This is a genomic window from Paenibacillus ihuae, assembly GCF_001368795.1.
Taxonomy (GTDB): Bacteria; Bacillota; Bacilli; order Paenibacillales; family Paenibacillaceae; genus Paenibacillus_AQ; species Paenibacillus_AQ ihuae.
In genome coordinates, this window is record NZ_LN831200.1 from 395,559 (window position 1) to 407,091 (window position 11,533).

Consider the following 11,533-nt stretch of genomic DNA (forward strand, 5'->3'; position numbering starts at 1 on the left):
GCCCGGAGGATCGGTGGCGATTTCGAACAATATCTCTCCGTGCTCTCTAAAGTAAATCGCGTTAAAATAATTCCGGTCCTGCACTGGAGTTACTCCATATCCATTATCGTGCACATAGTTCTGCCATTCCAGCTGATCCTGATCGTCTTTAGCTCTCCAGGCGATATGATGCACCGTTCCGACACCCATTTCTCCACGCTCTACCGCAGTCCGTTTGAGATCAATCACGTTCCCGAGATCGGCAGCAGATTGATAACGTGCGATATCATCCTCTTTGCCGATGAACGTCAGTCCTAGTACCTTCTCTAACAGCTCAGCTGTTGCATCCGGATGAGTGGACAACAGTGTGGCACCACCGAAGCCTTTGATCGCAACCTCCGGTGTGACTCCCCCGAAATTCCAGGAGTTAAGGTCTCCGGCCTCCCGTTCCACCAATTCTAAATGCAGCCCGTGCGGGTCGTCAAATTCAAGCACCTGTTCCCCAAAGCGTTCCATTTCCGTAAAAGCAACCTTAAACTTCGCAAGTCTCTCTTTCCAAAAAGCCATGGCCCCCACCGGAATGCTGTAAGTCGTTACACCGACTTGACCTCCGCCGATTTTTCCCTGATAAGCATCCGGCCAAGGGAAGAACGTAATAATCGTGCCCGGCTTCCCGCCGTCATTGCCGAAATAAAAGTGATACGTACCCGGATCATCGAAATTAACCGTCTGTTTGACCAGACGCAGTCCAAGTACCCCCGCGTAAAAATCCATATTTTCCTGAGGGTGCCCGACAATCGCTGTAATATGATGAATCCCCATTGTTTGCTTAGTCATTAGAATCGACTCCTTTATGTTATTAGTTTGGTTTAAGAAAAAGATGTTAAACAATACTACGCTTTAAAGACTCTTAACATTAAGATATTAGTTTTAAAATTATCTTTAAGTTAAGATAATTTCTGATATCAATGTACTCAATTCCCGACACAAAGTCAAGGGTTTATCTGATATAAATTCAGATGAATAAAAAAGCCCTGATGGATCAAGGATTTCTTGACCATCAGGACTATAAGTATGAGCTTAAGTCAAATTCGTTATCCCTTTCGGATGAGCGAACGGTACATCAGGAACAGGAAATACGGCGCTCCGATCAGCATTATAATCAGTCCGGAGGGAATTTCGACCGGCGCCATAACGGTTCTTCCGATCGTATCGGCAATCACCAGCAGCAGTCCCCCAAGCAGTCCGGACAAAATAATCGAACGTCTTGTGTGATGCCCGATCATCATCCGCACTGCATGCGGCGCCATAAGCCCGAGAAAACCAATCGTTCCTACACTGGCAACGGCTCCGGCTGCAAGCAGAACACCCAGAATCATCGCATAGAGCCGCGTACCCCGGACCGGCAGGCCAAAGCCTACTGAACTATCGTCGCCAAACGCCAGCAGATCGAACTTCCGCCCCAGATAGTACGCAAGCGGCAAAAGGATAATCAGGAATATAAACAGGCTGTAGAACTGATCCCAGCCCCGTCCATAGGTAGAGCCCGTCAGCCAGATATAGGAACTGGCGCCGTACAGACTTGCTTTGACGATCATAATCTGGATGCCTGCAGAGCCGACAGCCGAGACGGCGATGCCGAGCAGAATAAGAACAGACGGATTCAGGCTTCGGCGCCAGGCCAGCGAAAATACAACGGCGGCTGCGGCAGCTCCGCCCGCAATCGCGGCAAACGGAAGCATTGCAATCGTCATTGCAGGCCAGGCGACCATCACGAGCATCGCGGCAAAGCCTGCGCCTGAGGTTACACCGATAATGGAGGCGTCAGCCAGCGGATTTCGGACAGCGCTTTGAATCAGGACGCCGCTGACGGCAAGCGCGATCCCGCCGCAAGCCGCTACGAGCGTTCGCGGCAGCCGTAAGTTCAGCAGAACGGAATAGGATTGTTCTCCCTTGCCGGCAAGGCTGCCCAGCAGCTCACCGAGCGGTATTCTGGTTCCTCCGAGCGATAAACTCACGAGGATGATTGCGAGAAGCAGTACCGTCATCAGGATTACAGTCGGAACAAAACGCATACGCAGCGCAGCCCCCCCGACACTCATAGATGACTGCCCGGAGCTGGACCCCGAAATATTTTTCATTTTGGTGAGCACCAGCCAAATAAGCCAAGGTGCCCCGATAATGGCCATAACGGCACCGACTGGCATTTCCCCTACACTGCTCCTCACTACACGGGCAAGGGTATCCGCTGCCGTAATGAGCAGCGCTCCCCACAGGGCGCTCGCAGGTAGTAACAGGCTATGTTTACGGATCCCGCTAAGCCGGACAAGATGCGGGGCAACCAGGTCGACGAAGCCGATCGGTCCGACGACACTGACTACGACTGCGGCCATCAGGACCGAGATGGCCAGACCCAGCGCCCGGCTTAATCCTACTCGCTGTCCCAGGGAACGGGCAGTAGACTCATCCAGCTCCAGCGCATCGAATTGCCTGCCCGCGAACATCGCTGCCCCTAGAAGTACAAGAACATAAGGCCAGGCATACCGGACGCCGTCCCAATCCAGCTGAATCAGGGAACCCGCTCCCCACAGAAATAAATTTTGCGTCTCTGTCTGCTTGAATATATGTATAGCTGATGTGAACGCTCCAAGCACCAGCGACACGATCATGCCTGACAGTGCCAGCCGAACAGGCGTAGCCGACTTCCCGCCGCTGAGCAGATAAGCAGCCAGTGCAGCCAGCAGTCCCCCTGCAACCGCCAGCAGGAATGGAAACTGCTGCTGCAGCGCCGGGAAAAATACCACGCCAAGAACAACCGTAAAGTAAGCCCCGGCATTTATTCCCAGAGTGTCTGAGGATGCCAGCGGATTCTTCGTTATGGTCTGCAGTAAAGCGCCGGCTGCTGCCAAAGCCGCCCCGGCCAGAATACCAATAACCGTGCGCGGCATCCGGATATCCCAGACCAGATTATGCTCCATCACATCCTGGCGGTGAAGCAGTGCATTCAATACAGTCCCTGCCGGGATCTTCGCCTCCCCGAAGCCGAGGCTCAGCACGAACAGAACGAAAAGGGCGGCAATGCCGCCCCCGAATATCCCAATCAGCGGCCAGTTCAACCCGCTAGACGATTCCTTGCTGTTGTTCCCGTTCATCACGATGCTCATTTCGTTAAACTTTTTACAACTTCATCCACAATAACTTTAGAGGAAACCGGACCGCCGAACACCCAGGTAGCGCTGTCCAGTGCGAAGGTACGTTTCTCCTTGACGAAATTAAGACCCTTCCACACCGAATTATCCTTGAGCTCGTTCGCAAAAATGTCATCATCCTTTTGGACGATATAAATCAGATTCGTATCCTGTACAGATGGCAGGGCTTCAACCGTCGATGTGCTGAATCCATAAGCCTCAAAGGTTTCAGATTTCCAGTCGTTCTTCAGGCCAATCCGGTCCAGTGTCTGTACCGCAAGAGAGTTGTCGGTGAAAAGACGCATCGTCGCTGCATTCTGATAGCTGAACGCTTGGGTCAACACGTAATTCAGGCCTTCCTTACCTGCTGCGGCCAGCTTCTCTTTTGCCTCCGCATAATGTGCATCCAAATCGGCCAATACCTTATCGCCTTCTGCGGTTTTTCCGACAGCGGCTGCAATGGTTTTGAAGGTATCTTCCATCATCGTGTATTGATCGCCTTGCCCTTCTGGCGGGTACAAGCCGAAAATCAGTGTTGGTGCAATACCCTTCAATTGCTCATAAATCGCTTCGTGACTATCGGTATTGGCGATAATCAGATCCGGCTGCAGTGCAGCAATCGTCTCCAGATTCGGCTCACCGCGCGTACCGACATCTGTTACTTTCTCATCCAGCGGAGCTTCTCCGGTTACCCACACTTTATAGCCTTTATTATCGGCATTCCCTACCGGCTGCATGCCCAAAGCAATAATATCTTCAGTAAATGTCCACTCCAGCACCACAACCTTTTGCGCAGGCTTGTCCAGTGTAATCTCACCTTTAGCATCTTTCAGTACAACCGGGCCTGCAGCGGCTTCACTGCTGTTGTTTGCAGCAGCTGCATTGTTGGCGGCCGCTCCAGCGTCAGTGGCTGCCGGACTATTGTTCGCATTGTTTGAACCGCAGCCTGCCACAACCAGTACGACAGCAATAACCATAACCAAACTCAATAACCTTCTGTGCATCTTGTAATATCCCCCTGGTATTCAGATAAATGTTTCTATGATAGCGATTATCATTACGCTGATAATGATTATCATTTTTATTCATACTAGTTATCTTATATGTGATTTTCCGTAAAGTCAAAGTTAAAATTTAAATCATAAGAAAAAACTCCATTCCAACACTCTGGTAACCCGGCTTCGTTGCCGCATCAGCGCTATTTTATAAGTACTTGAGAAACTATTACACAAACAAAAAACGGCAGCGCCTCCTTAGCAAAGGACAGCGCAGCCGTTTCTATTAGAACTCAAAGGACAAGGTTTAATTCTTCATCTGACACACACTCCCTCGTTTTTTGAGCCAGCCAATTACCATAGCATCTATGAATCCTGCATATGCACCTTTCAGAACACCATATTTAGATACTCCGTATTTCCGCTCATGATGGGTAACTGATACCTCAATGACAGAGAATCCATTCATCTTGGCCAGTGTCGGCAGGAAACGGTGCATTCCATTGTATAAACGGAAGCTGTCGGCCACCCCCCTGGTAAAGAGCTTTAGGGGACAACCTGCGTCATAAACCGCTTCTCCAGTGATCCAATTACGGACTCTATCTCCGGTACGCGAGGATATTACCTTAAGTCTAGTATCTTTACGCACCAAGCGTCTTCCGTTTACAAAATCAATCTTTCCGATAAACGGCATCAGTTTGAAGATATCCCGGGGATCTGTCTGCAGGTCAGTAAAGAACTCCGGTCCTTGCTTCCGTCATTCACCAGCACGATTTCATAATTCTCAATCTTTCCTTTCAAGGCATCAGTGACACTCAAGTAAAGATTATATATATTTCCCTCTTCGTTATAGACAGGCACGACGACTGAAAGACGGATCATAGGAAACACCTCAATTTCTAGAAATCTCCGTTCCGTTACCCAGCTCGATTTTTCAGCCGAGACGTCTGACTTTGGTTTCATCCTTTATTTCGAGCCGCTTCTTCTCCACTTCCTCCATCACTCCCTCACCCTCCACATCAAGATTCGGCAGCAAGCGGTCCAGCCACTTCGGAAAATACCAGGCTGATTTCCCGAGCAGCGTCATCACGCCAGGAACAATGAGCATCCGGACGACAAAAGCGTCAAACAGAACACCAAAGGCGAGCGCCAGCCCCATAACCTTAACCATTGGCTCCTCGGCCAGAACAAATCCTGTAAAGACGGCAACCATAATCAGTCCTGCTGCCGTTACCACTCCGCCGCTGTGTCGTATACCGGCTAGAACGGATTTTTTGGCATCTCCGCTCTTCTTGAACTCCTCACGCATCCGGCTGACCAGGAACACCTCGTAGTCCATCGCCAGACCGAACAGTACACCGACTACAATGATCGGCAGGAAATTAAATACCGGTGCCTTCGCATAAAAGTGGAACAGATTCTGGAAATGTCCATCTTGTACAACATAGGTAACGAATCCTAAGGTTGCGCCGAGCGACAGGATAAATCCGAGCACTGCCTTAATTGGAACCAGAATCGAACGGAACACCAGCATAAGCAGTACAAAGGCCAGGCCGACAATAATCAGGCAGAATTTAGGCAAGGCCTGATTCAGTTTCTGAGTGATATCGATATTGACAGCAGTGCTGCCGGTTACACCAATCTTAACGTGATCCTGCTGCTCTATTTCCGGTGCCTTATCACGAATCAGATGGACAAGGTCTATCGTTTCCGAATCATTGGGTCCTGTTGCCGGCATAACGGTAATCAGCGACACTTTTCCGGATGGGCCGGTGACCGGCGGGTTTACCGCAATAACGTTGGGATAGGTTTTCACTTCATTAATTACTTTTGTGAGATTAGCCGCAGCTTCCTGGCCGCCATCCGTTTCCGCTAGAATGACCAACGGTCCGTGGTAACCCTCACCGTAAGCTTCGGACAGAAGATCGTAAGCCCGGCGTTCGGTCTTATCCGGTGATTTATGCCCGTCATTTCCAAGCCCCGTCTCCATGTGGAAGAACGGTAGGGCAATGGTTCCTAGCAGTGCTACACCCAGTACAACAGCCACTAAAGGCTGTCCGGTAACAAATTCTCCCCATACATTGCCGCGTTTTGCCGCCTTTTGATTACTTCCTGTACCTTTGGAACGCTTGGCTGGCGCTTTAATCTTCCCCCCCAGCAACTCCAGAATCACCGGAACGACGAATATGGTTAGGAGTATTGCGGTGAAGACAGTAAGCGCACCTGCTGTACCCATAGCGGTAAGAAACGGTACTCCAACAAAGGAAAATCCGATTAGCGCGATGATAACGGTCACTCCTGCAAACACTACTGCACTCCCGGCCGTTCCGTTCGCGATGGCAATCGCTTCCCGTCTTTCATAACCTTCAGCAAGCTGCTGACGGTATCTGGCGATAATGAACAGTGCATAATCAATGCCTACGGCCAGTCCAAGCATACCTGCAAGCGATAAGGCAAACGACGGAATGTCAAACAGGCTCGTTCCGATGATAATCAGCATGATCCCAAAACCAAGGCCCAAGGCCGCCGTCAGGATCGGCAGAACTCCGGTAAGGATAGAACCAAGTGCAACCGCAAGGATAACAAGAGCCAATAATACCCCGAGTCCTTCGGTCGGACTGCTGGTTGCCATTTTTACGTAGCCGTCCCCGATCAGTTCGGCCTGCCACCCGGCATCCCGTAGGGTGTCCGCAACCTGAATTACTGTGTCTTTCGATGCCTCGGTGACATCTGCACCCGGCACTTTATAAGTAATCGTGGCATAGCCGATCGTGCTGCCTGCATTGAGTGAATGGTTATCGTACGGACTGACAACCGAAGCCACCTCCGGATCTGCTGCCACTTCTTTGAGCTGCGTGCCAATTAGCTGCTGAGCTGCGTCGGAAGCTAACGTTTCATTATCCGGAGCTTTCAGTACAAGCTGGGTCTTACCACGGTCACCCTGCGGATTCGGAAATTCCTTCTCCATAACCTCCAGTGTTTTTTGCGAGGCCAGCCCGGGGATGTTGGTCTCCTCTCCAAAATGGATTCCCATAGACAGTGCCACAATAGCTGCTACTACTAACAGAGTAATGCTTCCTATAAGGACCTTAATCCGGTTCTTTGCCGACCAGAATCCCATCCGGTACAATAATTTTGACATCTCAGTATCGTCTCCTCTTTATTGTGTTTTCTATGTCTTTATCTTATAGAACCGGTGGCCTGTCGCCATCGTCCGAACGGGCGGGACATCTTTGCCCTTTCGGGCAGCCCATTATACACAAAGAAAGAGCCCCACAATGTAGGGCCCTGCATCAATGCTTATTTTATAGCTCCTTGTTACAGCTTCTGTCCTCCCTGATAGGCGGTTTCATCCTGGCGAACCTTCCAGCCCGCGGCCTTCGCCTGCTCAAGCAGCTCGGTTCCGTCATCCAGCGGCTTATATCCGATCAATGCTTCCAAATAATCGATATTGTAGTAATTGTCACTATTGCCTGAGGTGCCATACAGATTCAAATACGGCATTCGCTCATCTGCTTCGATGCAGCAAATAACCAGCTGCAGCATGTCACGCTCCGAGATCCAAATATGCCCTGCACGCTCCGAATGAGGACGGTCATCTCCCGGAAAGTTGCCGATGCGGATATTGAAGGAAGAAATTTTGCCTTGATCCGCATATAGACGGCCAAGCAGCTCGATATAGCATTTACTCAGCCCGTAAAAGCTATCCGGACGGTAAGGGTCCAGCGGATCTGGCTTCTCGTCCGTCTTGTAGAACCCGGTGGCATGGTTGGAGCTGGCGAATACAATGCGTTTCACCCCGTTTTGCACCGCAGCTTCGAACAGCTTGTACGCACTGCTCACATTTCCCGGCAGCACCTTGCCGAGAAAATCCTCCTCATCCTTAATCCAGGCAAAATGGAGCACGGTATCCACATTCTGCGTCAGCTCAGCAAGCCTTGCCTCATCCGTAATGTCCAATTGCAGGATTCCTTGCCTGTCGTCCGCCTGAATATCCGCCCCGTTAACGTCATAGCGTCCATCTTCTTTAAGTCCCTGATAGATTACATTGCCTATTCTGCCACCCGCACCTGTTATAAGCAGTTTGCGTTTCATTATCGCAAGCTCCTTTCCCGTCCGTGGATTATCGCAATGTTAGTTATTACCCGGTTACATCTGTATAATCCCACGCTCCATAGCGGCAGCCACTGCCTGTGACCGGGAGTCCACTCCAAGTTTATTATAAATACTTGTTAGATGAGCTTTTACCGTCCGTTCTGAAATCCCTATGTCATAGGCAATTTCTTTACTCTTGAACCCCCGGGCGACGCTCTGCAGAATTTGCACCTCTTTATCGGACAACAGGGAACTCGCTCCCTTAGCCGGAACAGGGCTCCTCTGGTGATCACGGGCGGCAATTACCTTTTCCATGATCTCTGCTGACAGCAAGGTCTCCCCTCTCACTGCCGATTCGATATTTCTGAACAGATTCTCCCGGCTTGTATCCTTCAGCAGGTAACCTCTTGCCCCCAAGGCAAGACCGTTAATCATTAACTCATCCTCATTGTAGGTCGTCAAAATAATTACCGGTACGGATATATTCCTGTCTCTCAGTATCTGCATCGCTTCCAGTCCGCTCATCACCGGCATATTTAAATCCATCAGGATTACATCCGGCTGCACCTCATCAATCAGGCTCAGCGCCTGCTGTCCATTCTCTGCTTCCCCGACAATCTGAAACTGTTCACTTGTCTCCAGGATCAGCTTTAAGCCTTGCCGTACAACGAAATGATCGTCTACGATCAGGATTCTATATTGAGTCATCGTTTATTCTCCCTCGGTGAATAATGCTTCGATTGTAATGCTCGTCCCTTCCTGGCTGCTGTCGACTTCCAATTTGCCTCCGATCAGCCGAACCCGTTCCTGAAGACCCAAAAGACCATAATGTCCGGGCTCCTTACCAATAGCATTCGCGCTGAACCCGATTCCATTGTCTCTGATCACTATCCTCAGCCGTCCGTTCTGGTCAGACACACTCACCCACACTTTGTCCGCCTGGGCATGCCGGGCAATATTGGTAAGGCACTCCTTAACCATGTGCAGACTGTGTTCCATTAACATTCTGGACAAGCGTTTCGTGAGCTGCAGCTGAGTTACTGCGTCTATACCGGTCGCGTCTTTAAAATGCTGCACTTCAGCCTCAACGGATTCACTGAAATCCAGCTCAAAGGCCGACTTCAGCCGCAGATTATCAATGGCAAGCCGTGCTTCCGCCAGCGTCCGGCGGGCCTGCTTCATCGACAATCTGATGATTTCCTGCGTTCGCTCGGTACGGCCTTGCGTCAAATGCGCATCCGCAGCCTCAAGCTGCATAATCAGCCCTGCTACTCCCTGTGCCAGCGTATCATGCAGATCGCGGGCCATACGTTGACGTTCACCCGCAAGGGTCAGCTCCTCAACCTTCATATGCGCTTCCTTAAGATCACGCAAGAAATTCTGAATCCGGAGCCGTTCCTGAACCTGCTGAAAGAACAATAGAGCATAGGCCACCACAACAATCAGCATCAATGCAAAAAAGGGGAGGATAAAGATCAATCCGTCCGTATCGCTTAAAGTAAGGGCAGCATCAAAAAACAATACCAAACATATAACCGACACAAAAACAACATTTCTGATCCGGTACGAAAAGGCTAAGCTTTGCGCAACTAATACGGGAAGAAGCCCGATTAATACAGCCTGATAACCATCCGGCAGCAGAATTGCACATAGATAGATTAGAATACCCTGCACAGCAAAGTGCAGCCAGAATTGTTTGTTGGATATCCGGTAGAAATTCCAGTGCAGCAGAACATGGACCGTAAATAAACCGGTAAACACTATACTTCTTAATATTTGAGGCTCATGAATGAACTGCATCAGTATGGCCGCTACATAAACGACCGACACCCAGATCAGAACGGTCACTCTGGATTCGAATAATTCATTCATTAACACTAGTCCGTCTTTTTTTCTTTCACTTGGCCGCCCTCCTTATGTCCTATTATAAGGATTTATGCTCTGCGTTGATATGTACGAAGGTACATGTACCTTCGTACATCCCGTGCTGTCATCCAGCATCTAAGTCCGGCATTTGTGGCACAAAAAACAGCATAAAGCCGGTATTCAAAGAATACCGGCTTAGTCTGACTCTATTTTCAATAACTGCATAAACAATATTAATGTTCAATCTGTTCGTTTACCATGGAAGCTCATTATCCATATAAAAGAAACCGCCTGTTGGACCGTCCGCTGGCAGAGTCGCATACTGAACAGCTGTCCGTGCACCTTCTTCAGATGACAGTTCAGCTTTCTCTCCGCCCATGCGGGTCTTTACCAAACCTGGATGTACAGTGTTAATCTTCAGATTCGTCCCCTCATACTTCTTCGCCCAATACACCGTCAGCATGTTGAGTGCCGCCTTGGACGCTGCATAAGCAGGCGTAGCAAGCCGTTGTGCCAGCTCATTGCTCAGCAGGAACTGAATCGACCCCAAGGCACTGCTCTGGTTTACGATTCTGCCTGCATCGCTCTCCAGCAGCAGCGGCAGCAAAGCTTCGGTAATATGATAAGGCGCAAATGTATTGACCTCAAAAGTAGTTTCAAAAGCACCCTCGGCTTTCGACGGCTCCGCCCAGATCCCGGCGTTATTGACCAGAATATCCAGCTTGCCGTATTCCTCGCCGATCCATTTAGCCAGGGTGGCGATATGCTCACGATTGGTCACCTCAAGCTCTACACCTAAGGCATCAATCCCCAGTTCCTTCAATTGGCCGGCTGCTAAATCAGCATCAGCCTTAGTACGTGCAGACACTAATACCGTAATTCCCTGTTCTCCTAATTGTTTTGCGACTTCAAAACCGATCCCTTTGCTGGCTCCTGTTACTAGTGCGATTTTTTTACTCATCATAATTCCTCCTTGTTTTTGAGAATGATCATTCTAATTAATTCAAAAAAATAAACTATTGCCAATGGTGATGTCAGACAGCCGCAGCCAGTATCAAATCTATTAAGCTGACGGCAAGCACCGACTACAAAGCAGCCACAGTTCGTCTAATTAAAATGCTCAGGTTTTCTTGTTGTAGTGGCTAAACTGAGCATAAACCTTACTTCTAATGGAAGTAGTTCATATCCATCTATTTATGGAACTCCCCGATCTTTGTGAACAACCGTTCTAGTATTGCCATCACTTCTGTTCTCTTTCCTTGCTATGGTCATAGCTTAGCATAATGAGAACGATCGGTAAAGTATTATTTTACCGACCGTTCTCATTATATAACCCCGGTTGTTCAATGTTTTCATTCAATATACGCCCCATAAACAAAAAAAGCACCCCCAAGGGGATGCTCTCATTGT

Annotated in this window: 10 protein-coding genes; all 10 read right to left on the reverse strand. The window is 49.5% G+C overall.

Annotated features, from left to right (window positions below; translation table 11 throughout):
• The coding region (locus AQR02_RS24340) for a ring-cleaving dioxygenase (RefSeq protein ID WP_245237712.1) at nt 1-816 on the reverse strand (816 nt) is incomplete at its 3' end.
• A gap of 257 nt (nt 817-1,073) precedes the next feature.
• Nucleotides 1,074-3,143, reverse strand: a complete 2,070-nt coding sequence (locus AQR02_RS24345; RefSeq protein WP_425340027.1) for an iron ABC transporter permease — start codon at nt 3,141-3,143, stop codon at nt 1,074-1,076.
• Nucleotides 3,140-4,171 carry an ABC transporter substrate-binding protein gene (locus tag AQR02_RS24350; protein ID WP_054942974.1) on the reverse strand — a complete coding sequence of 344 codons (1,032 nt, stop codon included), beginning with the start codon at nt 4,169-4,171 and terminating at the stop codon, nt 3,140-3,142. Before AQR02_RS24350 ends, AQR02_RS24345 begins: the two co-directional genes overlap by 4 nt.
• Nucleotides 4,172-4,469: 298 nt before the next feature.
• Entirely contained in the window at nt 4,470-4,856 is a 387-nt protein-coding gene (locus tag AQR02_RS24355; protein ID WP_054942975.1) for a glycosyltransferase family protein, read from the reverse strand.
• Nucleotides 4,856-5,125, reverse strand: a complete 270-nt coding sequence (locus AQR02_RS34825; RefSeq protein WP_245237713.1) for a glycosyltransferase — start codon at nt 5,123-5,125, stop codon at nt 4,856-4,858. Before AQR02_RS34825 ends, AQR02_RS24355 begins: the two co-directional genes overlap by 1 nt.
• Entirely contained in the window at nt 5,097-7,304 is a 2,208-nt protein-coding gene (locus tag AQR02_RS24365; protein ID WP_054942977.1) for an MMPL family transporter, read from the reverse strand. Before AQR02_RS24365 ends, AQR02_RS34825 begins: the two co-directional genes overlap by 29 nt.
• Before the next feature lie 176 nt (nt 7,305-7,480).
• On the reverse strand, nt 7,481-8,257 hold the full coding sequence (locus tag AQR02_RS24370; protein WP_054942978.1) for an NAD-dependent epimerase/dehydratase family protein: 777 nt from the start codon (nt 8,255-8,257) through the stop codon (nt 7,481-7,483).
• Between the two features lie 54 nt (nt 8,258-8,311).
• Entirely contained in the window at nt 8,312-8,965 is a 654-nt protein-coding gene (locus AQR02_RS24375; protein ID WP_054942979.1) for a response regulator, read from the reverse strand.
• 3 nt (nt 8,966-8,968) lie between these two features.
• Entirely contained in the window at nt 8,969-10,129 is a 1,161-nt protein-coding gene (locus AQR02_RS24380) for a sensor histidine kinase (RefSeq protein ID WP_054943005.1), read from the reverse strand.
• 247 nt (nt 10,130-10,376) lie between these two features.
• The gene (locus AQR02_RS24385; RefSeq protein WP_054942980.1) at nt 10,377-11,084 is read right to left on the reverse strand and encodes an SDR family oxidoreductase; all 708 of its coding nucleotides are present in this window, start codon (nt 11,082-11,084) and stop codon (nt 10,377-10,379) included.
• Nucleotides 11,085-11,533: the final 449 nt, after the last annotated feature.

What these genes read in the sequence shown, in the direction of transcription:
- AQR02_RS24345 (WP_425340027.1), bottom strand. Translation starts at nt 3,143, where the DNA reads ATGAGCATCGTGATGAACGGGAACAACAGCAAGGAATCGTCTAGCGGG.
- AQR02_RS24350 (WP_054942974.1), bottom strand. Translation starts at nt 4,171, where the DNA reads ATGCACAGAAGGTTATTGAGTTTGGTTATGGTTATTGCTGTCGTACTG.
- AQR02_RS24355 (WP_054942975.1), bottom strand. Translation starts at nt 4,856, where the DNA reads ATGCCGTTTATCGGAAAGATTGATTTTGTAAACGGAAGACGCTTGGTG.
- AQR02_RS34825 (WP_245237713.1), bottom strand. Translation starts at nt 5,125, where the DNA reads ATGAAACCAAAGTCAGACGTCTCGGCTGAAAAATCGAGCTGGGTAACG.
- AQR02_RS24365 (WP_054942977.1), bottom strand. Translation starts at nt 7,304, where the DNA reads ATGTCAAAATTATTGTACCGGATGGGATTCTGGTCGGCAAAGAACCGG.
- AQR02_RS24370 (WP_054942978.1), bottom strand. Translation starts at nt 8,257, where the DNA reads ATGAAACGCAAACTGCTTATAACAGGTGCGGGTGGCAGAATAGGCAAT.
- AQR02_RS24375 (WP_054942979.1), bottom strand. Translation starts at nt 8,965, where the DNA reads ATGACTCAATATAGAATCCTGATCGTAGACGATCATTTCGTTGTACGG.
- AQR02_RS24380 (WP_054943005.1), bottom strand. Translation starts at nt 10,129, where the DNA reads ATGAATGAATTATTCGAATCCAGAGTGACCGTTCTGATCTGGGTGTCG.
- AQR02_RS24385 (WP_054942980.1), bottom strand. Translation starts at nt 11,084, where the DNA reads ATGAGTAAAAAAATCGCACTAGTAACAGGAGCCAGCAAAGGGATCGGT.